This is a genomic window from Pseudoduganella sp. HUAS MS19 (assembly GCF_053615455.1).
In genome coordinates this window covers 3,541,648-3,564,888 of sequence record NZ_CM132133.1, presented here as the reverse complement: position 1 = coordinate 3,564,888, position 23,241 = coordinate 3,541,648, and the positions used below count along the sequence as shown (strand labels likewise).

Annotated in this window: 14 protein-coding genes and 1 pseudogene; 9 read left to right on the top strand and 6 right to left on the bottom strand. The window is 62.5% G+C overall.

All coding sequences use genetic code 11. From position 1 onward, the window contains the following. Positions 1 to 6: 6 nt before the first annotated feature. Both ACWBU6_RS16165 and ACWBU6_RS16160 read right to left on the bottom strand, forming a co-directional pair. Positions 7 to 486 (bottom strand): hypothetical protein, encoded by a 480-nt coding sequence (locus tag ACWBU6_RS16165; RefSeq protein ID WP_452644436.1) that lies wholly within the window; start codon positions 484 to 486, stop codon positions 7 to 9. A gap of 61 nt (positions 487 to 547) precedes the next feature. Continuing rightward, entirely contained in the window at positions 548 to 4,339 is a 3,792-nt protein-coding gene (locus ACWBU6_RS16160; protein ID WP_452644435.1) for a CHASE domain-containing protein, read from the bottom strand. Between the two features lie 94 nt (positions 4,340 to 4,433). On the opposite strand from ACWBU6_RS16160, the gene ACWBU6_RS16155 reads away from it, so the two are divergent. After that, positions 4,434 to 5,024 (top strand): hypothetical protein, encoded by a 591-nt coding sequence (locus ACWBU6_RS16155; RefSeq protein ID WP_452644434.1) that lies wholly within the window; start codon positions 4,434 to 4,436, stop codon positions 5,022 to 5,024. On the opposite strand, the gene ACWBU6_RS16150 is transcribed toward ACWBU6_RS16155, so the two are convergent. After that, on the bottom strand, positions 5,021 to 6,988 hold the full coding sequence (locus ACWBU6_RS16150) for a peptidase U32 family protein (RefSeq protein ID WP_452644433.1): 1,968 nt from the start codon (positions 6,986 to 6,988) through the stop codon (positions 5,021 to 5,023). The two genes, ACWBU6_RS16155 and ACWBU6_RS16150, sit on opposite strands and share 4 nt — an antisense overlap. A gap of 33 nt (positions 6,989 to 7,021) precedes the next feature. Continuing rightward, positions 7,022 to 7,930 carry a LysR substrate-binding domain-containing protein gene (locus tag ACWBU6_RS16145; RefSeq protein WP_452644432.1) on the bottom strand — a complete coding sequence of 303 codons (909 nt, stop codon included), beginning with the start codon at positions 7,928 to 7,930 and terminating at the stop codon, positions 7,022 to 7,024. Positions 7,931 to 8,029: 99 nt separating this feature from the next. On the opposite strand from ACWBU6_RS16145, the pseudogene dkgB reads away from it, so the two are divergent. Both dkgB and ACWBU6_RS16135 read left to right on the top strand, forming a co-directional pair. Next, a pseudogene (gene dkgB / locus ACWBU6_RS16140) lies at positions 8,030 to 8,828 on the top strand (2,5-didehydrogluconate reductase DkgB). A 69-nt stretch (positions 8,829 to 8,897) separates the two neighbouring features. Then, positions 8,898 to 9,197 carry a TFIIB-type zinc ribbon-containing protein gene (locus ACWBU6_RS16135; protein WP_452644431.1) on the top strand — a complete coding sequence of 100 codons (300 nt, stop codon included), beginning with the start codon at positions 8,898 to 8,900 and terminating at the stop codon, positions 9,195 to 9,197. A 6-nt stretch (positions 9,198 to 9,203) separates the two neighbouring features. On the opposite strand, the gene ACWBU6_RS16130 is transcribed toward ACWBU6_RS16135, so the two are convergent. Continuing rightward, positions 9,204 to 12,377 carry a di-heme oxidoredictase family protein gene (locus tag ACWBU6_RS16130; RefSeq protein WP_452644430.1) on the bottom strand — a complete coding sequence of 1,058 codons (3,174 nt, stop codon included), beginning with the start codon at positions 12,375 to 12,377 and terminating at the stop codon, positions 9,204 to 9,206. A 162-nt stretch (positions 12,378 to 12,539) separates the two neighbouring features. Between ACWBU6_RS16130 and ACWBU6_RS16125 the strand changes: the two genes are divergently transcribed. The 6 genes from ACWBU6_RS16125 (at position 12,540) to ACWBU6_RS16100 (ending at position 21,624) form a co-directional block, all read left to right on the top strand. Then, positions 12,540 to 13,106: a TetR/AcrR family transcriptional regulator gene (locus ACWBU6_RS16125; protein ID WP_452644429.1), complete on the top strand. Its 567-nt coding sequence runs from the start codon at positions 12,540 to 12,542 to the stop codon at positions 13,104 to 13,106. Between the two features lie 61 nt (positions 13,107 to 13,167). Then, the gene (locus ACWBU6_RS16120; protein ID WP_452644428.1) at positions 13,168 to 14,322 is read left to right on the top strand and encodes an efflux RND transporter periplasmic adaptor subunit; all 1,155 of its coding nucleotides are present in this window, start codon (positions 13,168 to 13,170) and stop codon (positions 14,320 to 14,322) included. A gap of 10 nt (positions 14,323 to 14,332) precedes the next feature. After that, a complete protein-coding gene (locus tag ACWBU6_RS16115; protein ID WP_452644427.1) occupies positions 14,333 to 17,479 on the top strand; it encodes an efflux RND transporter permease subunit in 3,147 nt (1,048 codons plus the stop codon). After that, positions 17,476 to 18,885, top strand: coding sequence for an efflux transporter outer membrane subunit (locus tag ACWBU6_RS16110; protein ID WP_452644426.1), 1,410 nt, complete (start codon positions 17,476 to 17,478; stop codon positions 18,883 to 18,885). Before ACWBU6_RS16115 ends, ACWBU6_RS16110 begins: the two co-directional genes overlap by 4 nt. Positions 18,886 to 18,914: 29 nt before the next feature. Further along, positions 18,915 to 19,190 carry a hypothetical protein gene (locus tag ACWBU6_RS16105; protein ID WP_452644425.1) on the top strand — a complete coding sequence of 92 codons (276 nt, stop codon included), beginning with the start codon at positions 18,915 to 18,917 and terminating at the stop codon, positions 19,188 to 19,190. A 229-nt stretch (positions 19,191 to 19,419) separates the two neighbouring features. Then, positions 19,420 to 21,624, top strand: coding sequence for an OsmC domain/YcaO domain-containing protein (locus ACWBU6_RS16100; RefSeq protein WP_452644424.1), 2,205 nt, complete (start codon positions 19,420 to 19,422; stop codon positions 21,622 to 21,624). A 135-nt stretch (positions 21,625 to 21,759) separates the two neighbouring features. On the opposite strand, the gene qhpG is transcribed toward ACWBU6_RS16100, so the two are convergent. After that, on the bottom strand, positions 21,760 to 23,238 hold the full coding sequence (gene qhpG, locus ACWBU6_RS16095; protein WP_452644423.1) for a flavin-dependent monooxygenase QhpG: 1,479 nt from the start codon (positions 23,236 to 23,238) through the stop codon (positions 21,760 to 21,762). Positions 23,239 to 23,241 lie beyond the last annotated feature (3 nt).

Here is a 23,241-nt window from a genome sequence, read left to right as displayed (position 1 = left end):
GTTGAATCACATCAGTTTGAACTTAAGCTGCACGGAGAAAGCGCCATGCAAACGTTCCTTATATGTCGGTACGATAGCAAAGTTAACGCCAACGCGTTGGTATTCCACGCTGACGACCGGAATTGCAGCCAGGAACCAACCGCCGTCGCGCATTTTCGGGTAGCCGTTAAAGCCGCCGACCACGGCGCCCAGGCGCACCGGGCCGATTGCCCAGGGCTGGTAATAGATGCCGGCGTAATTCGACATCTGGCGGTCGCTGTTATGGAAGCGCCCGGCAGTCACGGAGGCGACCGTGGAGAAGCGGTATTCAGCGCCAAAGCCGGGGTTGGTGTCGTCGAAACCTTTGTCGCGCTGGAAGTGATAGGAGTAGAAGCCGGGATTCACCCAAAGTTCGGATAGCGGCTGGTTTTCAATCACGGTAAAAGTGTCGGCAAGCGCCGGCAAGGACAGGGCAGCAAAAGCAGCCCCGATCAAAAGCTTTTTCATTTATTTCCAAAAATTTAATGACTGCCGGTGAATTATAGCCTTTGTGTCAATTCGATAGATTTCAATTGCGCACCTTGGCGTGAACAAAATGCAGGATTGTTGTAATTAAGTCATCTCCATCCACCGGTTTGGCGACAAAGCCGTTCATCCCGACCGCTTCGCATTCGGCGCGTTCGCCCAAGGTGACGCCGGCACTCATGGCGAGGATGGGGAGGTCGAGTCCGAGCACCTTGCGGATGGCCTGGGTGGCGCTGAAACCGTCCATCACCGGCATCTGGACATCCATCAGCACCAGGTCGGCCGCGTCCCGCCCGCTGCTGAGGAAGTCGACCGCCTGTTGCCCGTTTTCCGCAATATGGACACGGGCCCCGACAGCTTCCAGCATGCTGCGCGCGACCAGCTGGTTGAGCGCATTGTCTTCAGCCAGCAGGATCGTCAAGCCATCGAGCGCCTTGCTGCCACTGCTGAAGGCGCCCAGCGCGGCGCGGCGCGGGGAGGCCGGCCCGGCAGGCTGGCCGTCCTGGACGGACAAGGCGTAGAACAGGGCCGAGCGGGTCAGGGGGCGCAGCAGTTCCGCATCGTGGCCAGCCTCGCTCGCCGGGGCCGAGGCGCCGCTGCGCACGCAGATCCGCCGCGCCACATTGGCCGCACGCGCGGCCGCTGCCAAGCTGCTGTCGTAGATCAGCAGCTCATAGCTGGCGCGTTCCAGGGCGGCGCCAATGCCGGCTGCCGAATCGACGGTATCGCAACGCCAGCCCCAGCGCGCTGCCAACTGGACCACGTCGTCGTGCTGCTGCTGTTTCGGATCGGCGTACAGGACGCGCCAGTTGCGCCGTGCGCCGCTCAAGACATAGGGATCGGGCAAATCACCCTCGCGCAGTGGCATCAGGAAAGTGAAGCAGGTGCCGCGGCCGGGCGTGCTGGCGACTTCAATGGTCCCGCCCATCATTTGGGCCAGCCGCTGGGAAATCGTGAGCCCGAGCCCGGTCCCCCCATAACGGCGCGCCATCGACGCATCGCCCTGGCTGAAGGGAGTAAACAGGCGCTGCATCTGCTCGGCGCTGATGCCGATGCCGGTGTCGCTGACATCCCAGCGCAGCATGCCCGGCCGGGCCGGATCGCGTCCGGCATGGACGCTGACGGTGCCGCGTTCGGTGAACTTGAGTGCGTTGCTGACCAGGTTGAGCAGCACTTGCTGCACGCGCTGCACATCGCCATGCAGCGACGCCGGCACATCGGCTTCGACGCAGAGCGACAGTGCCAGGCCTTTGTCGGTGCTGGTCATCGCCATCACCGCCGCCAGTGCGCACAGCACATCTTCGACCAGGAAATCGTCTTCGGCCAGTTCCAGCTTGTTGGCTTCGATCTTCGAGAAGTCCAGCACATCGTTAAGCAGGGCCAGCAGGGAACGGCCGGCGCCGGAGACCATGTCGAGATACTGGCGCTGCTCGGCATTGAGCGGGGTGCGCGCCAGGATCTGGCTGACGCCGAGCACGGCGTTCATCGGCGTGCGCAGCTCATGGCTGATATTGGCCACGAAGGCGCTCTTCGCGGCGCTGGCCGATTCCGCCTGGGTCTTGGCGTCGTTCAGCTCCTTCTCAGCCGCCTTTTCGGCCGTCACGTCGCGCATGATCATGGCAAAGCCGATGCAGTGCCCATGATCGTCATGCACGGGAAACAGCTGTTTCAGGCCGAGGAAGGTGCTGCCGTCGCGCCGCCGGCGCAATGCGGTTGCCTCATACTGCCCGTGTTCGAGCGCCAGTGTCATGCTGGTGATGGCATGGCTCTCGGTCGAGAGCACTTGCAGGGGCTGGCCGACAATCTCGGATGCCTGGTAGCCGAACAGCTTCTCGGCGCCATCGTTCCAGGTGGTGATGGTGCCGGCTGGATCCAGCAGGACAATGGCGTGGTTCCGGATGTGGGAGGTGAGCAGCTTGAAGCGCGCTTCGGATTCTTCCAGGCTGGCCGTCTGCTGCTCGAGCTGCTTTGCCGACTGGTCCTTGGCGCGTACGGCGGCGATGCGTTCGTGCACCAGGTTGCGGCTGGCGCCGAAAAACAGCAGACTGATCAGGGTGCCCATCACCAGCACCATGAAGGACTTGCCCTGGTCGACCGCGGCGTCGAACAAGGCGGTGGGACGCACACTCAAGGCCCAGGTCTGGCCATTGTCGCCAACCGGAACGAACTGCAGGCTGGACAGACGGGTGAAGCTTTGTCCCATGCCGCTGCGGGCGCTGGTGTACATCAGCTGGCCCTTGCTATCCTGGAAATGGACATCGAGCCGCACTTCGCGCAAGTCGTCGCCGAATATGCCATGCATCAGGTCGCCCATACGAAAAGGACTGTAGACGAAGCCGTGCAGTTCGCGCTGCCCCGCTGCATTCTTGTGATATACGGGGTTAAACATCAGAAAGCCGGTCTGCTTCGGGCCTTTGATTTCCTGCACCAGCGTGATCGGTCCGCTGGCAGTCATTTTGCCGCTTTGCATGGCAGCCACCATGGCATCGCGCCGTGTCGGTTCGGACATCATGTCATAGCCAAGGGCGACGATATTGCGCTCCGAACGCGGTTCGAGGTAGACGATTACCGCATGCAGGTCGCGATCGCCATCCGGCCAGACCCGCACCTCCTTGCTGAGCGCCGCCAGCGCGCCAGCGGGAGCAAAACGCGCGAAGCCGACGCCAAGCACGCCGGGATACTGGGTTGGCACGTTCAGTCCCGCCACGAACTGCAGCCATTCGTCGCGTTCGACGGTTCTGGAGGCGTCGAACAAGGCCGTGCTGGCGCGCAGCAGCGATTCGTAACTCTCCATGCGCAGCCGGATGGTTTCGCGCACATTGTCGGCAGCGCGCTGGAAACGCTCGCTGGTGCGCGCCTCGGTGTCATACGTGATCCAGCCCCAGGCACCGACGGTGAGGGTCATGCAGGCGAGCAGGATCAGGATCGGGGTCCAGATATAGCTCTCGGCCAGGGCGGAATCTTCTTCCGTGGACAAGACCCAGGCCAGGATGCTGCTGATCGCGAGGTAGGTGGAAAGCGAAAGCAGGGAATGGTGCAGCACGCCCGAGACGAAGGGCCCGTGGTTCATGACCGTGGCCGGGATAGCGATGCCGGCAATGATGGCCAGCGCCATGCGCACCATGGAGCGCCAGCGCATGACTGCCGCCAGGCCCAGGAAGAACAGCAGGCAGTAGGGCAGGAATTGCGCCGCCGCGAAGTGCGGATCGCTCAGGAAGACCGCCAGCGCGGCGATCGCCAGCGCGGCAAGGAAGACCAGCTGGCCGGGCGACCAGTGCGGCCAGGCCAGCCGGGCAGGGAGCGCCATCGCCAGCGGAGCGAGCAGCAGCAGGCCGAGGAAATCGCCGGTCCACCAGGTCGCGGCCACCTGCCATGCCAGGGCAGGCGGCACGATGCGGGACAGTTCAAGCGACAGCACACCAACCAGTGCCGAGGCAAGCGCGGCAAGCGCCGCCACGCCGCCATACTTGTAGACCTCGCGCTGGGTCTGCAGGCCAAGGCCGGAAATGCCGAGGCGGCGCAGCAATGAGTGGGCAATCAGCGCTTCGGCCGTATTGCCGATTGCGATTGCCAGCGATACCGTCAGCAGGACCGGCAGCGTGGCGGCATTGTTGTTATGGAAGACCGCCAGGTTGGCAAGGAAGGCGCCCGCCAGGATCGCCGGCCAGAACTGTCGCCCGAAGCGCAATAGCAGCACCAGCGCAAAACCGGACGGGGGCCAGATCGGGCTGGCATTGCTTGGCGCCAGGGCAAGCATCAGGCCGAGCCGTGCCAGCAGATAGTACGCTCCCGTAGCGAGGAGCAGGACTGTCAGCGTACGCAGGCGATATGGCATGGCGTGGTGGGCAGGTCAGTGGTGATGTCTTTATATCACGGAAGATGTATAAGGCTGAAATGAAGTTGTCATATTTGCCCCGTAGCATGGCAACATGCAATTGACTCCAGAAAATCGAATTCGCCTGCGTGGCACGGTATTTGGCAAGACCGAGGCTGGCCGGGTGGAATTTGTCCAGCGCAGCGCTGGGCTCACGGCACGCCAGCGTTCGGTGCTGATCCTGATTGATGGCCACAAGGCATTGGGAGAGATCGAGACCTGGCTGGGCGAAGATGAAATGCTGGAGGCGGTAGAGGCCTTGTTGCGTAAAGGCCTGGTTGGGATTGCCTCCGCACCGGCGCCAAAGCCACCGGAGGCGTCCCCGAAGCCGCGCCCCGTAAGCGGTACCACGGCGCCGGCGGCGCCGCTGCCCGAACCTGCGGCCGAAGCAGAACCCGCGCCGGCACCTGCACCGCCAGCCGTCGGGGCGGCAGCGCTGGCGTCCGCACGCGAGTTCATGGTGGCCGCAGCACGCAAGCACCTGGGACTGATGGCGGCCGACCTGGTGCGCCGTATCGAACACGCGAAAGACGAGAGCCAACTGGCCGGCGTCATTGGCCTGTGGCACGTCTCGTTAAGGGAGTCGAAGACCGGCAAGCCCTGCGCCGAGGGCTTGCTGGCGGAGGCGCGCGCCTTGCTCGCCTAGTTTGGCCGCTTGCGGTGGAACACCAGCGGGGTGTATGGCACCGCCGATGGGGGAGGAGAGTTCAGGATGCCTGGCTTGATCGCGCCCACTACATGCATCTCGCACGGCTTGCAGTCGAAGCGCAACGTATAGGTATGGTCGCCGCTCACGAGGGTCATCGGTTCGGCCTTCACCTGGCCCTGTACGCCCTGCACCCCTTTGGCCTGTTTCGGGCACAGGTTGAACGAGAAGCGCAGGCAATGCTTGGTAATCATCAGCGGCACTTCGCCTGCTTCCTCATGCGCCTCGTAGGCTGCAGCAATCAGCTGCACGCCATGCTTGTGATAGAACTCCCGCGCCTTCTCGTTGTAGACGTTGGCCAGGTAGCTCAGTTGCGTGTCCGGGTACACGGCGCGCGGCTCGGCAGGCGCCTTGCGCTGTGGACGCTGCCAGGCTGCCAGGCGCGCCGCTTCGTGCGCGGCAACGGCATCACGCCGCAGGGCGTTGATGGCCGATGAAGGTACGAACCACGGCTGCGACAGCTTCAGTTCCACATGGTCGGCCACGAACATGGTGTTGCCCAGCTTTGCCAGGCTGGCGCGCAGGCCGCTTTCGGCCTGCTCGGCATTCTGCGCCGGCTGCAGCACAAGCGCCGCTTCGGTGCTGCTGACGATGCCGTCTTCATCGATGATGGACAAGTGCAGGCCGCCTGGCGCCTCGGCCAGTGCCAGTTGCAGGCCGACGTGCCGGTCGGAGGATTTCTTATGCAGCGCTGCTTCCCACTGATGGTCGCGGTTGCGGTGGATTACCGTGCCGACCTTCAGGCCGGGCAGGGCAGCCATCTGCTCGTTCGGGAACACGCGCCAGCGCTGGCCGTCTTCGCTATCGCCCAGCTTCTCGGCCCTGTTGGCCTGAATGCCGACGGTGGCGCGCTTGTTCATGTAATTCAGGCCGTCGCCGTTCGCCATCGGCGCGTTGGTGATGACGTCGATATGGTCGCCGCCCATGCGCACCACGGTGCCAAGCTCGACACCGACATACTTCGGCGAGTCGAAGGCGCCGATATCGTCCTGGCGGCCGTTGGCAAAGTAGTCGGTGTGGCCACGGTGGAATGTCTTGTCGACGTCGGGCGTGAACAGGACGCGGGTGCGGCCGCTGGCGGCGCGGGCGAACTCCGGACGGCGCTCGAGCAGCTCGTCCAGCAGCAGGCGGTAATGGGCGGTAATGTTCTTGACGTAGCCCATGTCCTTGTAGCGGCCTTCGATTTTGAAGGAGCGGATGCCGGCATCGACCAGCGCTTCCAGGTTGGCGCTCTGGTCGTTGTCCTTCATCGACAGCAGGTGCTTTTCGAAGGCCACCACGCGGCCCTGGTTGTCGGACAGGGTGTAGGGCAGGCGGCAGGCTTGCGAGCAATCGCCGCGATTGGCGCTGCGGCCGGTGTCCGCATGCGAGATATAGCACTGGCCGGAGAAGGCCACGCACAATGCGCCGTGTACGAAGTACTCGAGCGGGGTATCGACTTCGGCCCGGATCTGCCTGATCTTGTCCAGGGTCAGCTCACGCGCCAGCACCAATTGGGAGAAACCGACGTCGCCGAGGAATTTCGCCTTTTCCACCGTGCGGATGTCGCATTGGGTGGAGGCGTGCAGCTGGATGGGCGGCAGGCCCAGTTCGAGCAGGCCCATGTCCTGGATGATCAGGGCATCGACGCCGGCATCGTACAGCTGCCAGATCTGCTTGCGCGCCAGGTCAAGTTCGGAATCGTGCATGATGGTGTTCATCGTCACGAAGATGCGCGAGCGGTAGCGGTGGGCGAACTCCACCAGCGAGGAAATATCCTCGATGGGATTGCTGGCGTTGTGGCGTGCGCCGAAGGCGGGGCCGCCGATATAAACGGCATCCGCGCCGTGCAGGATGGCTTCGCGGCCAATTTCCGCGGTTTTGGCTGGCGCCAGCAGTTCGAGCTCGTGATCAAGCAAAGACATTCTGAGATAACCCTACGGTTGCAAGGGTGGATATTATACCGGCTCGTCGAAGCCACGATCGCCCAGTTTTTCCTTCATGTAGTCGACGAACGACGCAATCCGCGCCGAGAGGGCGGTATTGCGGTAGTAGACCGCGTTGATCGGTTGCCGGACTTCCAATGTTTCCTCGACCAGGATCTGGCGCAGGCGGCCGGCCCTGCGGTCGGCATTGCTCAGGAAATCCGACAGGCAGACAATGCCCGCGCCATGCAGCGCCAGGTGCAGCAGCGTTTCACCGCTTGAAGTGTAGACGTCCGGCGTAACGTGGACCGTCTGGCCGTCCGCGTCTTCCAATGGCCAGTCGTTCAAGGTTTCCGGCTGGTTGAAGCCGAGGATGGTGTGGTTTGCCAGGTCGGCAACGTCCGCCGGGACCCCGTGCTTGTCGATGTATGCAGGGCTGGCAAGGATGCGCAGCCTACCCGTGCCAATCGGCGTGGCGTGCAGCGTCGAATCGCGCAGGCGGCCAATGCGGAAGGCGACGTCGGTGCGTTTTTCCATCAGGTCGGTGATGCCTTCGTTGCTGTTCAACTCCAGCTCGACGCGCGGGAAGCGTTCGCGGTAGCCGTTCACCAGGGGCACGATCACATGCAGCATGAAGGGCGTGGATGCATCGATGCGCAGGCGGCCGGCCGGTCCTTGGCGGCGCAGCGACATCTTTTCTTCGGTCTCCTCGACCTTGGCGACGATGCTCCGGGCGCATTCGAGGAAAGCCTTGCCTTCCTCGGTCAGTTCGAGGCGCCGCGTGGTGCGCCGGACCAGGGTGGTCTCCAGTTTTTCTTCGAGCCGCGAGAGTGTGCGGCTGGTGGCCGATACCGTCAGTCCCAGTCGTTCCGCGGCAGCACTGATCGATCCTGTGGCCACAATGGCAATAAATGCCTGCATTTCGTCGAGTGTGGTCTTCATACATTTGATTATTGCGCAAATATCTTTCGCGGAAAACAGGCTTTTTCCGCAAGAGTCGCGACGGTAGAGTGGCACCACGTTGATCCCAAGGACCTATAAATGAATATCCCATCGATTGGTGCGGGCACCTTCCGCCTGCAAGGACATGCCGCTTTCGACTCCGTTCGTAACGCAATTGAAGCAGGCTACCGTGCTGTGGACACCGCGCAGATCTACAACAATGAAGCCGAAGTGGGGCAGGCAGTCGCCGCATCGGGCGTTGCGCGCAAGGACCTGTTCCTGACCACCAAGGTTTGGAGCGACAACCTTGGCGCCAGCCGTCTGCTTGCCAGCCTGGAGGAAAGCCTGGAGAAACTGGGAACCGATTACGTTGACCTTGCCCTGATCCACTGGCCATTGAGCGAAGTGCCGGTCGAAGACTACATGGTGGCGTTGGCGGAAGCACGTGAACGCGGCCTGGCGCGCCGGATCGGCATCTCGAACTTCAATATCGAATACACCAGGCGCGCCATCGCGGCAGTTGGCGCCAGCCAGATCGCCACTAACCAGATCGAGCTGAGCCCCTACCTGCAGAACCGCAGGCTCGTGGCTCCTGCAAGGGCAGGGCATCCACATTACGTCGTACATGACGCTTGGTTACGGCAAGGTCCTTGGCGACCCGGCGATTGCCGCCGTCGCCGCGCGCCATAAGGCGACACCCGCGCAGGTGACGCTGGCCTGGGCGATGCAGCTTGGATACTCGGTTATTCCTTCCTCTACCAAGCGCGAAAACCTGGCCAGCAACCTGCTCGCAACGGGCCTGCAACTGACTGCGCAGGACATGGCGGAGATCGCAGCGCTGGAGCGCAACGGCCGCATGGTCAGCCCGGATGGACTGGCCCCGGCTTGGGACATGTAAGGCGTTTTAAGGGCCGCATAAGCTTGACGGCTTAGCATCCTCGACATCCATAATATTGAGGAGCAAACGATGGATTGTCCCGTCTGTAAGAACGTCAGCCTGGTGATGAGTGAGCGCCAGGGCATTGAGATCGACTACTGCCCGAACTGCCGCGGCGTGTGGCTGGACCGGGGAGAGCTCGACAAGATCATCGAGCGCTCCCTTGCTGGCGGTGCGGCCCCGCAGTCGGTCCAGGCGCAACGGGCGCCCGATCCGCGCTACCAGCAGCATGATCCGCGCTACCAGCAGCAAGGCCATGGTTTTGGCAACTACCCGCATCACAAGAAGAAGAAAGAGGGCTTCCTCAGCGATCTGTTCGACTTCGACTGAGGGCGCTTACAACGACCGCAGGAAAGCCAGCAGCGCCTCGCGGTCGGACCTTGGCAAGGCGGCGAAGCGCTGGCGTGAGCGCTCGGCTTCCCCGCCGTGCCACATGATCGCTTCGGTAAGGTTGCGCGCACGGCCATCGTGCAGGTAGCCAGCCTTGCCGCCATTACCCATCACCTTGTCCGTATAGCCGATCCCCCACAGCGGCGCCGTGCGCCACATGGCGCCCTGTGCCTGGCCCTCTACAAAGTTGTCGGCCAGTCCCGCACCCATATCGTGCAGCAGCAAATCGGAATATGGACGGATCAGCTGGTTGCGCAGTTCCGCCATCAGGTGTCCCGGACCGGTGCGCATTTCGACCGTATGGCATGCCGAGCAACGCATCGCTTGAAACAGGCGGGAACCGGCGCCCACCTGCTGCGCATCGACGCGATGCTCTTCCAGCGGTGCCACGCCTTTCGGGAAGCCGCTTGGCAAGCTGCGCTGGGCCGGCACGGCGAGCAGTGCGAGATACTGCGAGATCAGTTGCAGTTCCGGTTCGCTCACGCCACGCTGGGCAGGGGCAGACTTGCAGCCTGCAGGGTCGCTGCCGCAACTGCGATTCGGGTAGACCGGCGATGTGACAGCCATGTCCTGCAGCAGGGCTGTTGCGGCCTGGTGACGCAAGGTTGCCTTGGATGCCTTCCAGCCAAAGCGGCCAAGGCGAACTGTGCCTGTCTCAGGGTCGTAGACAAAGTTGGCGATGCCCCTGACGCCGTCCGCGTCCGGCGTATTGCGTACCCGGCCCAGGATTTCCGCCTCCGGAACCGCTTCGAGCAAGCCGGCCCCGATCATGGGCTGCGCAGCGCGCAGCGAGGCGATCTCCGGTGCCGGGCCTTCGTAAGCGATGGTTGGCTTGCGCAGTTCTACCGCAGTGCCGTCGGCCAGTTTCACAGAGCTCGTTTCGAATCCTGCAACGCGCACACCAGTGCCCCAGTTCTGCGGCGCCCCGGTGGCCGAAACGGCGTTCATCTGCACCGCAGTTCCATATACCGGATGCGGCATCTGCTGGCCGTCCGCGCCAGTCATGGCGACGCGTACCGACATGGTATCGAGTTTCTGGTTGACGGCAAGCGGCGCCGGGCTGCGGCCGTTGTTCACGTGGCAGCCGATGCAGGCCGACTGGTTAAAGCGCTGGCCTTGCAGGCCAATGGCTGGCGTGTAGCGGTCGTTGCCGGTTTCATTGTGCTCGCCGGTGGTGAAGTTGGTGTGGATCAGGCGGCGGCCTTCGACAAAGCGCTTCATATTCTGCATGCCCACATTGTTCTGCGGCTGCTGGAACATGAACAAGCCATTGTCCGAATAGTTGTAGGACACCGAACCGAGGCCGCCCGACAGCGTCTCCGCCGGCAGCGGCACTGAGTTCAGGCGCGGCTGCACGCCGTACCATGGGCGCAGGCCGGCCCCGACCACATAGGTCCATTCGGCCGAGTAGTAGCGGATGCCACCGTTATCGCCCTTGCCGAGCATGGACTCGGTGGTCGAGAACATGGAAGGCGAAACTTCGATCACATCGCCAAGCACGAGCGGGCGCGCCGGAATAGTGCTGCCGTTCGGGAAGCCATTCGCATCCAGCCCGTTCATGCCGGGATACTGCTTGACCAGCAGCGTGCAGGCGCTGTTGATGCCACCAGGTGCAGCAAGCTGGCCCGCCGCAGGGTAGGGCGAAGGCTTGCAGACCTTGACGTTGTTGTCGACCAGTTCGCCGGGCGCCATCCAGCCATAGCCCGTCACGCCGGGGCGGTCGATGGCGCGGAAGAAGGCGATGCCGCCGGACAGGAAGTCGACCGTCGTGTACTGGTTGACCACCAGCGTCGGCCTGGTCACGCCGGGAACGCGGCTGTTGTCGACGATTTCCACACCCCAGGTGCGGTTCTTGAAGTACTGCGGAACAAAAGTCAGGTAGTTGCCAGGCCCCTTGTCGACCGGCAGGCCGGTCACCGGGTCCACGGTCTCATTCGGCCCGTAGCCGATCTCATTCCAGTCTTCGCCGCGCTCGCGGCCATGGCGCGCGAAGCCGCGAGCGCCAAATCGGGTGACGAGGGTGCCGTCGGCAAGTGTAAATTGGAGCGTCTCGAGCGGGGTTGCGCTGGCTGGCAGTGGCACAAGGCTTTCGCCGCCGGCCGGGAAGCGCAGGGCCGACGTCGCGCCAGGCTGCAAGGTGTTGTCGCTGCCCGGCGACTTGAATTCCACTTCAAACAGCGAGTAGCCATACTGCGTTGCACGGGCAATGCCCTGCATGCGGATATAGCGGGCATTTGCGCCGAGGTTGAAGAATTCCTCCGTGCCGCCGCGGCCGTTGGTGACGAGGCGCAGTTGCGACCACGTGTTCCCATCGTCCGAAACAAGCAGGGAGTATTGCCTGGCATAGGCGTTCTCCCACGTCAGCTTCATGTAGCCGACCGCGGTGCGCGTGCCGAAATCGAATTGGATCCACGCTCCATCCTCCCTGGCGCTTGCCCAGCGGGTGTTGGCTTGGCCGTCGATGGCGGCCTGGGCCGAGAGACCAGCGTTCTCCACCGCTGAAGATGCCGCAGCCACCGGCTTGACGAGAACGCCCGGCGCAGTGGGATCGCCGGGGTGGGGCTCCGGCTGAGGCGTCGGGGCGGGGGAGGCTGGCGCGCCTGAGAAAGCCTGGATCTCGAAAATCGAATATCCATACGGCGACGAGCGCCGGATGCCTTTCATGCGCAGGTAGCGTCCCTGTCCGGCGAGGCCGGCCCAGTCTTCAGTGCCGCCCTGGCTGTTTTCGACTGCCTTGATGGTAGTCCAGCTCGCATTGTCATCCGACACTTGCAGCAGGTATTCGGCCGCGTGGGCATTTTCCCAGGCGATCCTGACCCGGTTCACGGGCACCGTCTTGCCGAAATCGAGCGTCAGGTGCTGGTCGTCGGTAAAGCCGCTGCTCCAGCGTGTTCCATCGTTATGGTCGATAGCCGCGGCAGCGGAAAGGTCGCCGCGTTCGGACGCCGACGCTGTCGCGGCCTGCGGCGTCAGAGCAGTTTCGGTCGATTGCGCTGCGCTTTGGGCTTTCAGTATCGTTTCCTGCGTACTGGTGTCGTTTCCATTGCCGCCGCCGCAAGCGGCCAGCAATGCTGCGATGGCGAGGGGGGAACCGCGGGTAATGCTGTATTTGGCGAACATGAACAACCTCCGTAGGTGGAATCCTTTCCAATTTCTGATAGGCAATATTGTCTATCTGGATATCGAAGTCAAGCGTGCGATACAAATTTGCGAAACTTCTGTTTGCATTTGCCAAAGGGCAGCGCTATAATGAGTGAGTACTCCGTTATTATTGAGGCGAAGATGGCACGACCAAAGAGCGAAGAGAAGAGGCTGCATCTGCTGGAGGCTGCCGCCCAGGCAGTGGCCGAACGAGGCGTGGGAGCACCGACCGCGCTGGTTGCCAAACTTGCCGGCGTGGCGGAGGGAACGTTGTTCCGCTACTTTGCAACCAAGGAAGTGCTGCTGAACGAGATGTACCTGTACATCTGCGAGCAAAGCTTGGAGGTCACGCGCCATTCCTTTAATCCATCCTTGCCGCTGGTTGAGCGGGCCAGGGCCATGTGGAATGCGCATATCGATTGGGCGCTGGCGCATCCGGTCTGGAACAGGGCGGCCACCCAGCTTTCGGTGACGGATGTCCTGACCGATGCCACCCGCGCGGCGGAGATGGCGCTGTTCCCGGACGAGGGAATGATGGAGCTGGTGCATTCCAGCGAAGTGATGGCCGGACATTCCCCGCAATATGCCGATGCATTGTTTATCTCGGTCGCCAACACCACCATCGATTTCGCACTGCGGGAGCCAGGCCGGGTGGAAGCATATAAGGCCAGCGGTTTCAAGGCCATCCGCCGCATGTTCTTCGATTAAAAATTTTTAGCTTTAAATGAGTGATTACTCGCGTGCGTAAAGCACTTTTGGAGATTCGAGAATGAGAAAAGAGTTTGTTTTCCTCGCATGTGCGGCGGCACTGATCGCCGGATGCGAGTCCCAACAGCCGGTCCAGGGCGAGCCGGCACCGCCGCAAGTCGGGCTGCACATAGTGCAAAAGCGTCCGCTGCCGGTCAACGTGGAGCTGCCGGGCCGGACAGCGGCCTACATGGTGGCCGAGGTGCGGCCGCAGGTCGGTGGACTGGTACAAAAGCGCCTATTCGTTGAAGGCGCCGAAGTAAAGGCCGGCGCCCAGTTGTACCAGATCGAGGCGGCCAGCTTCCAGGCCGCCTACGGCTCCGCAAAGGCAGCGTTGCGCCGCGCGGAGGCCAACCTGCTTGCCGCTGCACCGAAGGCCCAACGCTATAAGGAACTGCTGGAAATCGAAGGAGTAAGCCGCCAGGAGTACGACGAGGCTGTGGCAGGCGCAGCACAAGCCCGGGCCGAGGTGGAGTCCGCGAAAGCGGCGATGGAGGCAGCCCGCATCAACCTCGATTACACCCGGGTGGATGCTCCGATCTCGGGCCGCATCGGGCGATCGAGCGTAACGCCGGGTGCGCTGGTAACGGCAGGGCAGGAGGCCGCATTGGCCACCGTACAGCAGCTCGATCCAATCTACGTCGACGTCACGCAGTCCGGCGAAGAGATGCTGCGCTTGAAGAAGCTGGTCGAATCGGGAGCGCTAAAACAGTCCGGCGGCCAGGCGCGCGTGGTGCTGAAACTGTCGGACGGCACAACGTATGCGCATGAAGGGAAGCTGCAATTCACCGGCTCCAGCGTCGACTCCGGCACCGGCAACGTGGTGCTGCGCGCCATCGTACCGAATCCAAAGCATGACCTGATGCCGGGCATGTTCGTGCGTGCCGTCATCGATAATGGGGTCGACGAGCATGCGATCGCCGTACCGCAACAGGGCGTGACCCGCAATCCGAAGGGCGAGGCGACTGCCCTGGTGCTGAACCGCAAAGGTATCGTCGAACAGCGGGTGCTGGTGACGGCGGGCACTTTGGGGGACCAGTGGCTGGTCAAATCCGGCCTGCAAGCGGGTGAACGGGTGATCGTGGAAGGACTGCAGAAGGTCCAGCCAGGGATGCCTGCCGTATCCTCCCAGACCGGGCCGGCCATCGCGCTGAAGCCAACGGCTGCGCCACAATAAGGAACATTGCATGGCTAGCTTCTTCATTCAACGGCCCATTTTCTCCTGGGTCATCGCCATCGTGGTCATGCTCGCCGGCCTGCTGGCGATCCAGACGTTGCCGGTATCGCAGTATCCTGCCATTGCGCCGCCCAGCATCCAGATCGCCGGCATGTACCCCGGTGCCTCTGCCAAGACGGTGGAAGATTCCGTCACCCAGGTCATCGAACAAAAGATGAAAGGGATTGATGGGCTGCGCAATATGTCCTCCAGTTCGGATGCCACCGGGGGCATCAGTATTACGCTGAATTTCAAGAGCGGTACCGATCCAGATATCGCCCAGGTCCAGGTGCAGAACAAGCTTGCGCTGGCGACTCCCTTGTTACCGGCCGAAGTGACGCAACAGGGCCTGGTGGTGTCCAAGGCGACCAACAGTTTCCTGTTGGTGCTGGGCTTCGTATCCGAAGATGGCAGCATGGGCAACGCCGACCTGGACGACTACATCGCATCGAGCGTCATCGAACCGCTGTCCCGAATCGAAGGCGTGGGCGAGGTGCAGCACTTTGGGACGCAGTACGCGATGCGAATCTGGCTCGATCCGGTCAAGCTGCATGGCTACCGCCTCACGCCCGCCGACGTCATTGCGGCGGTGAAGGGCCAGAATGCCGAGGTTTCCGCGGGTGAGCTGGGTGGCGCGCCGGCTGCGCGCGGCCAGCAGCTGAATGCCACCGTCACGGCGCAAAGCCGCCTGCAGACACCGGAGCAGTTCGGGGGCATCCTGCTCAAGACACAGCCCGATGGAGCAACGGTTTATCTGCGCGATGTTGCTACGATTGAACTGGGAGGCGAAAATTACGTCAGCGTGGTGCGCTACAATGGCAAGTCGGCCGCGGGCCTTGCGATCAAGCTTGCAACCGGCGCCAATGCCCTGGCCACTGCCGACGCAGTCAAGGCCAAGCTGGCGGAAATGGAACCGTTCTTCCCGCCAGGCGTGAAGGCGCAGGTCGCATTTGATACCACTCCGTTCGTCAAAATCTCCATTCATGAGGTGGTAAAAACCCTGGTTGAAGCGATCGTACTGGTATTCCTGGTGATGTACCTGTTCCTGCAGAACCTGCGCGCTACGCTGATTCCGACCATGGCCGTGCCAGTAGTCTTGCTGGGCACTTTCGGGGTGCTGGCGGCAATGGGCTATTCGATCAACACTCTGACCATGTTCGCGCTGGTACTGGCCATTGGCTTGCTGGTGGATGACGCGATTGTGGTGGTGGAGAACGTTGAGCGCGTGATGACGGAAGAGGGGCTGTCGCCCAAAGAAGCAACCCTGAAGTCGATGGGACAGATATCCGGAGCGCTCGTGGGCATTGGCATGGTGATTTCCGCGGTGTTTGTGCCGATGGCCTTCATGAGCGGCTCGACCGGCGTGATCTACCGCCAGTTCTCGGTGACGATTGTTGCCGCGATGGTGCTGTCGATGCTGGTGGCGATGGTGTTCACTCCGGCCTTGTGTGCAACTATCCTGAAGCCGGGTTCCCATGTATCGGATAAGGGTTTCTTCGGCTGGTTCAACCGCAAATTTGATCGCGGCAATGAGAAATACCAGGGCATCGTTGGCAAGTTGATCCATCGGACCGGCAAGTCCATGGTGGCCTACGCAGTACTGCTGCTGGTGCTTGGCTTCGCGTTCTCGCGCGTTCCTTCCGCCTTCTTGCCGGAGGAAGACCAGGGCATCCTGTTCACGGCCATACAGCTGCCTTCCGGCGCGACCCAGGAACGCACCGTGAAAACGGTTGAAGAAGTTGAGAACTATTTCTTCACCAAGGAAAAGAACAACGTCGAATCCGTATTTTCCGTTGCCGGTTTCTCCTTTGCCGGCAACGGCCAGAACAACGGCATGGCCTTCGTCAAGTTGAAGGACTGGAAAGACCGCCCGGGTTTGGAGAATCATTCCGGCTATATCGGCTACCGGGCGCTGGAAGCAATGATGAACTCGCGCGACGCAATGGTGTTTACGTTCTCGCCGCCGGCGGTGATGGAGCTCGGTAACGCAGGCGGCTTCGACCTGCAACTGACAGACCGTGCCAACCTGGGCCACGCGGCCATGATGGCGGCACGCGACCAGTTGCTGGAAATGGCTGCTAAGAATCCAAAGCTGGTCGGCGTGCGCCCGAACGGCCAGGAAGACACGCCGCAATACAAGATCACGATCGACCAGCAGAAGGCTGCCGCCCTGGGGCTGGATGTTTCGGAGATCAACCAGGTGCTGTCGGTTGGCTGGGGTTCTGCCTACGTTAACGACTTCATCGATCGCGGCCGGGTGAAAAAGGTGTTCTTGCAGGGCAGGGCCGATTCACGCATGCTGCCGGAAGACATGCAGAAATGGTCGGTGCGCAACCGTGATGGCGAAATGGTCCCATTCTCCGCCTTCACCGTCGGCGAGTGGGTGACCGCCTCGCCGCGCCTTGAGCGGTTCAACGGCAGCTCGTCGCTGAATATCCAGGGCATGGCCGCACCGGGCGTCAGCTCGGGCGCCGCCATGGCGGAAATGGAACAGATGATCGCCAGGCTGCCGAAAGGCCTGGGGTACGAATGGACCGGCATGTCGCTGGAAGAGCGCGAGTCCGGCGCGCAGACCACGCTGTTGTACACCTTGTCCTTCCTGATCGTGTTCCTGTGCCTGGCCGCACTGTACGAAAGCTGGTCGGTGCCATTCTCCGTCATGCTGGTGGTCCCGCTGGGCATTATCGGCGCAGTGCTGGCAACGTGGGGCGTTGGGCTGGCGAACGACGTCTACTTCAAGGTGGGCCTGCTGACTGTCGTCGGCCTGTCGGCGAAGAACGCCATCCTGATCGTCGAATTCGCAAAGGAACTGCAGGAAAGCGGCAAGGAGCTGCGCGAAGCAACCCTGATCGCAGTGAAGATGCGCCTGCGGCCGATCCTGATGACGTCGATCGCCTTTGGCCTTGGCGTGCTGCCCCTGGCGATGGCCAGCGGCGCCGGTTCCGGCGCCCAGGTCGCGATTGGCTTCGGCGTCCTGGGCGGCATGCTGACGGCAACGTTCCTCGGGATCTTCTTCGTGCCGGTGTTCTTTGTACTGGTGCGCGGTTGGTTTGCGAAGGCGTCAGATGTGGAAAAGGGCGCCAATACGGCCGCCATGATTGAGGAGGCAGCAAAGTGACAAAGACCATCATTACCCTGACCGTTGCAGCCATGCTTGCCGGCTGCAGCCTGGCGCCTGTCTACCAGCGGCCAACCGCGCCGCTGGCGCAGCAATGGCCTGCCGGCGATGCCTACAAGCCGGCAGGGCGCAATGCGGAAACGCGCGTTGCCGCCGGCATCGGCTGGCGGGAGTTCATCTCCGACGAAAGCCTCGCGCAGGTGGTGCAACTTGCCCTTGACAACAACCGTGACCTGCGGGTGTCGGTACTGAACATCGAGAAAGCCCGGGCCCAGTACGGCGTGGCGCGCGCCGAGCGGCTACCGCACTTGAATGCAAGCGTTGGCCAGACCGCGCAGCGCGCGCCTGGCAAGCAGTCGCCCAGTGGTTCGGCGACCATCGCGCGGCAATACAGTGGTGGCCTGGGCATTCCGGCGTTCGAGTTGGACTTCTTCGGCCGCGTGAAAAGCATGTCCGACGCCGCGCTGCAGCAATTCCAGGCAACCGAAGAGGCGCACCGTGCCCAGCAAATCAGCCTGGTGGCCGAGGTGGCCAATGCCTGGCTGACGCTGGCCGCGGACCAGGAGCATTTGCGCCTGGCCGAGGAAACGCTCAAGAACCAGCAGATCACGTATGAGCTGGCAAAGCGCCGCTTCGAGTCCGGTGCGACCTCTGGGCTTGATATGTATGAAGCCCAGACCAGTGCGGAGGCTGCGCGCAACGATGCGGCGCTCTATCGCGCCCAGGTCGCCGCCGATGTCAACACGCTGAACCTGCTCGCCGGCACCTCAGTGCCGGCCCGCTTGCTGCCGCAAGGCCCGCTGCAGCAGGTGACCAGGCTTGCCGATTTACCGGCGGGTGTCCCGTCAGCGGTGCTGCAGCAGCGCCCCGATGTGCTGCAAGCGGAGCACGCCGTGCAGGCGGCCAATGCCAATATTGGCGTGGCCCGTGCGGCCTTCTTCCCGAGCATTACGCTGACCGCATCGGCCGGCAGTGCAAGCCACGAACTGTCGGGGCTCTTCAAGGCCGGCACCGGAACGTGGAGCTTCTCGCCGCAGCTTAACCTGCCGATCTTTGCAGGAGGCGCGAACAAGGCCAACCTGGAGATGGCACGCAGTGACCACGGCATCGCGCTGGCGCAATACGAGAGGGCGATTCAATCCGCATTCCGTGAAGTGGCCGATGCCTTGGCGCAGCGCGGAACGCTCGATGAACGCGTGGAATCGCAGGCCGCGTTGGCGGAAGCGGCGGAGAGGAGCTACCTCATTCATCAGGCACGCTACCAGAAGGGGGCCGAGTCCTACCTGAATGCGCTGGTCTCCCAGCGCGCCCTGTACAGTGCCCAGCAAGGCCTGATCAGCACCCGGCTGGCCAAGGCGAGCAACCAGGTCACCATGTACAAGGTCCTTGGCGGAGGCTGGCGATAAGCGAAGGATCAAGTATGATGGCTGCCTGTATGCTTGAAGCGTGGTGTGAAGTGAATTTTGCCATCACGGCGGCCTGTATGCTTGGCCTTCTGTCTTTTGGCCGTGAGGTCTTGCAACCGGTGGTAACTGCCATGGCAGGGGCCGGCCTGCAAAGCGGCCAGGAAAGCCGCCGGCGTGCGACGGTGGCAATGGTAGCCGAGACGCTCGACGCCGGCCAGGCACCGAGCCGTGCGCGCCGGCGCAGTTTCTCCATGCTCGATCAAAACGTCGGGGCCCATTTGCGCCACAGCGCGAAGAATTCCTGAGCGCGCTCCTGGTATTGGTGTTCCGCGATGCGAAGCTGGATGCGCGCAGCTTCCTGCTCACCGAAACCGAGCCCGATGCCGATCCGGGCGCCAACTACAAACGTTTGAGGAAGCGCTCGCCTTCGTGGCGCCGAACAAGACCGGCTAGGACAGCAGCCTTTGCGGTGCGCCTCAAAAGGGCCGATAATAGCGGCCACGCTATTTCGGGCACTATTTTTGGAACATTCCCATGGAAATTAAGGTCAACTTCCTCGACAAGCTTCGTCTCGAAGCGAAATTCGACGATTTCACGGTCATTGCAGACCAGCCAATCCGCTATAAAGGAGACGGTTCGGCGCCTGGCCCGTTTGACTATTTCCTGGCTTCGTCGGCCTTGTGCGCCGCATATTTCGTGAAATTATATTGCTCAACTCGCAATATTCCGACCGAAAATATCCGCCTCTCGCAAAACAATATTGTCGATCCTGAAAATCGCTACCAGCAGATCTTCAAGATCCAGGTCGAGCTGCCGCCCGATATTTCGCCCAAGGACCGCGAAGGCATCTTGCGCTCCATTGACCGTTGTACGGTGAAGAAGGTCGTCCAGACCGGTCCCGAATTCGTGATTGAGGAAGTCGAAAACCTCGATGCGGACGCCCAGGCCTTGCTGACCCTTGACCCGGATTCCGGCACCAGCACCTACATCCCGGGCAAGGACCTGCCGCTGGAGCAGACCATCGCCAATATGTCTGGCCTCCTTGCGAACCTCGGGATCAAGATCGAGATCGCCTCCTGGCGAAACATCGTTCCCAACGTGTGGTCGCTGCACATCCGCGACGCGCACTCGCCAATGTGCTTCACCAATGGCAAAGGATCGACCAAGGAAAGCGCGCTGGCGTCCGCATTGGGCGAGTACATCGAGCGAATCAGTTGCAACCACTTCTATGCCGGCGAATTCTGGGGCGAAGACATTGCCAACGCCGACTTCGTGCATTATCCGGACGAGCGCTGGTTCAAGCCAGGCCGAAAAGATGCACTGCCCTCCGAAATCCTCGATCAGTACACCCGCGGTATCTACAACCCTGATGGCGAACTGCGTGGCTCGCACCTGTACGACACCAACTCCGGCAACGTTGAGCGTGGCATTTGCTCCTTGCCGTTTGTGCGGCAGTCCGATGGCGAAGTAGTGTATTTCCCGACCAACCTGGTCGAAAACCTCTTCGTCAGCAACGGCATGAGCGCCGGTAATACGCTGGCGGAAGCTCAGGTTCAGTGCCTGTCCGAAATCTTCGAAAGGGCGGTTAAACGCGAAATCCTGGAAGGGGAACTGGCTTTGCCGGACGTGCCGCAGGAAGTGCTGGCCAAGTATCCAGGCATTGTGGCTGGCATCAAAGGCCTGGAAGAACAAGGCTTCCCGGTACTGGTGAAGGATGCTTCCCTCGGTGGCACCTACCCGGTCATGTGCGTCACGCTGATGAACCCGCGCACGGGCGGCGTCTTCGCTTCGTTCGGCGCGCACCCGAGCCTTGAAGTCGCATTGGAGCGCAGCCTCACTGAACTGCTGCAGGGCCGCAGCTTTGAAGGCCTGAACGACCTGCCGCGCCCTACGTTCGTAAGCAATGCCGTGACCGAGCCAAACAACTTTGTCGAGCACTTCATCGACTCCAGTGGCATTGTTTCCTGGCGCTTCTTCAGCGCCAGGCCGGACTTCGACTTCGTCGAATGGGATTTCTCCGGCCAGGGCGAAAACTCCAATGCCGAGGAAGCCGCGACCCTGTTCGGCATCCTGAAAGACCTGGGCAAGGAGGCTTATATGGCCGTCTACGACCAGTTAGGCGCGACTGCATGCCGTATCTTGGTGCCAGGCTACTCGGAAATCTATCCGGTGGAAGACCTGATCTGGGATAACACGAACAAGGCGCTCCAGTTCCGCAGCGACATCCTGAACCTGCACCGCCTGGACGACGAAAGCCTGGAAGCGCTCCTCGAACGCCTTGAAAACAGTGAACTCGATGAGTATGGCGACATTGCCACCCTGATCGGCATCGAATTTGACGAGAACACGGTTTGGGGCCAGCTCACGGTGCTTGAACTGAGGCTGCTGATTAACCTGGCGCTGAATGAGTACGAAGCCGCGCGTGAACTGGTCGACGCCTTCCTGCAATACAACGACAATACGCTGGACCGCGGATTGTTCTACCAAGCGATGAGCGCCGTGCTGGAAGTATTGCTGGACGAAGAGATGGAGCTGGACGACTACGTCGTCAATTTCCGTCGCATGTTTGGCGACGAGAAAATGGACGCGGTGATCGGCTCGGTCGACGGCAGCGTACGTTTCTACGGCCTGACCCCGACCAGCATGAAGCTGGAAGGGCTCGACAGGCACCAGCGCAAGATCGACAGCTACCGGAAGCTGCACGCGGCACGCGCCAAGGCTGCGGTCAAATCCAGCTAAGCCGGTTACCAAGGGCTGGCATTCTGATCTGCATCCAAATCAGGAAGCCTGTCCAATCTGGAGCTGCTCCAAACGGCAATCGCGAGCAAATGGAAAAGCGCTTCCTGCAGCAAAGTACGCCGACGCATTGACAGTTCAGCCGACACTTTCCAGCAGGCCGCGCTGCCACAACCAGGCGGCAACGCGCTGGGCCTTGTGATCCGGCATGCTGGCCGACAGCATGTGCAGCAGCCGGGCCAGCGGCAATGGCTGCACAAGGCTTGCCACGTGCGGAAACAAGGGCTCGTTTTCCAGGAACGCGAGCGGCCGTTCCAGATGGGGATGGTCGAGCGCCGTGTGCAGGCAGACCCGGTCGTGAACCACGCAGGGCAGCTCGACGATCGAGGCGCCGCCATGCAGGCGCAGCGGCAGGGCAGGGTTCAGTGCTGCCAAAGGTTTGAGTTCCGGCGCTTGGTAGCCGGCCAGCCGCGCGCGCTCATTGGAGAGCGCCGCAAGTATTTCCGGGCGCGTCGCGTCATCGGCGTTGCTTTCGCAGCGCGAGCGGGCTTGCCAGAAAGCCTGGTCGGCGCACCAGGCCTGGCCGTAATATGCTTCGGTCCAGTGCGCGTGCCGTGCACAAGTTTCCACCAGGCGCCCCTCGAAGAAGCGTCGCGCCAGGGCCAGGCTGCCCGGGCCATCGTCGCCCAGCACGGTATGCAGGGCCACCGCCGCCTGCAGCGAGAAGCGCATGGCCTTTTCCACGCCCGACGAGGAAACCGGATCGAGCGCAAAAGCCGCATCGCCCAACTTGAGGCGGCCGTCCTGCCAGCTGTCGGGTGCCAGATAGGGCGTGGCCGCGCACATTTGCACTGCCCCCAACAGCGGGAGCCCGGCCGCCGCGCGCAGCAGCTGACTGGCTGCACAAGCAGCACGCAGGCGAGCCTCCGGACCGGCCGGCTCGGACCGGCGGGCGGCCTGGGGATCGCAGACCAGCATCAGCCGATAGCGCTGGCCGGGCAGGCGGGCGGCCCACAACCAGCCATGCTCAAGCGCTTCGACCTGGGTGCTGCCGTCCAGCCCCGCCAGTGCCGATTGCCCGACCTCGGCCCACAAGGCCGCCAGCCGTGGCGCGCAGTGGAGGCCGGGTGCGGCGCTGCGCCCGCTGGCGACGAGGATGAAGCGGGCGCGCACCTGGCGGCGGCGCGCCTCGCCGCACAGCAGGCTGGCACGCCAGTCGCCCGCCGCGCCGGCCAGGTTCAGCACACGGGCCGGCTGTTCCAGCTCGATGCCACGCCGTTGCGCCAATGCCAGCAGGGCCGCGTCAAAGCGCCCCCGGTCAACGATGGCCGAGTCGCCGTGCGGCAGCAGCTCGGGTTCGCGGCTGCGCCACAAGACCCGGCTGCCCGCATGGGCGACATGGGGTACCGCCGCCAAAGCGTCGTTGGCATCGAGCAGTTCGATGATGTTGCGTACGCCCGGAGTGAGCGCCTCGCCCACCTGCGCCCGCGGCCAGACTGCACTGCGCTCAACCAGCAGGACGCGGTAGCCCAGCTGTTGCAGGCGTAGCGCGGCACAGGTGCCGGCCGGGCCGGCGCCGATGACCAGCGCATCGAACAGGCTTTCGCCGTCGCGCATCGG

Excerpts from the sequence above, each read along its gene's own strand:
- ACWBU6_RS16165 (WP_452644436.1), bottom strand. The coding sequence starts at position 486 with ATGAAAAAGCTTTTGATCGGGGCTGCTTTTGCTGCCCTGTCCTTGCCG.
- ACWBU6_RS16160 (WP_452644435.1), bottom strand. The coding sequence starts at position 4,339 with ATGCCATATCGCCTGCGTACGCTGACAGTCCTGCTCCTCGCTACGGGA.
- ACWBU6_RS16145 (WP_452644432.1), bottom strand. The coding sequence starts at position 7,930 with ATGAAGACCACACTCGACGAAATGCAGGCATTTATTGCCATTGTGGCC.
- ACWBU6_RS16100 (WP_452644424.1), top strand. The coding sequence starts at position 19,420 with ATGGAAATTAAGGTCAACTTCCTCGACAAGCTTCGTCTCGAAGCGAAA.
- qhpG (WP_452644423.1), bottom strand. The coding sequence starts at position 23,238 with ATGCGCGACGGCGAAAGCCTGTTCGATGCGCTGGTCATCGGCGCCGGC.
- ACWBU6_RS16135 (WP_452644431.1), top strand. The coding sequence starts at position 8,898 with ATGGATTGTCCCGTCTGTAAGAACGTCAGCCTGGTGATGAGTGAGCGC.
- ACWBU6_RS16125 (WP_452644429.1), top strand. The coding sequence starts at position 12,540 with ATGGCACGACCAAAGAGCGAAGAGAAGAGGCTGCATCTGCTGGAGGCT.
- ACWBU6_RS16155 (WP_452644434.1), top strand. The coding sequence starts at position 4,434 with ATGCAATTGACTCCAGAAAATCGAATTCGCCTGCGTGGCACGGTATTT.
- ACWBU6_RS16105 (WP_452644425.1), top strand. The coding sequence starts at position 18,915 with ATGCTTGAAGCGTGGTGTGAAGTGAATTTTGCCATCACGGCGGCCTGT.
- ACWBU6_RS16130 (WP_452644430.1), bottom strand. The coding sequence starts at position 12,377 with ATGTTCGCCAAATACAGCATTACCCGCGGTTCCCCCCTCGCCATCGCA.
- ACWBU6_RS16150 (WP_452644433.1), bottom strand. The coding sequence starts at position 6,988 with ATGTCTTTGCTTGATCACGAGCTCGAACTGCTGGCGCCAGCCAAAACC.
- ACWBU6_RS16120 (WP_452644428.1), top strand. The coding sequence starts at position 13,168 with ATGAGAAAAGAGTTTGTTTTCCTCGCATGTGCGGCGGCACTGATCGCC.
- ACWBU6_RS16115 (WP_452644427.1), top strand. The coding sequence starts at position 14,333 with ATGGCTAGCTTCTTCATTCAACGGCCCATTTTCTCCTGGGTCATCGCC.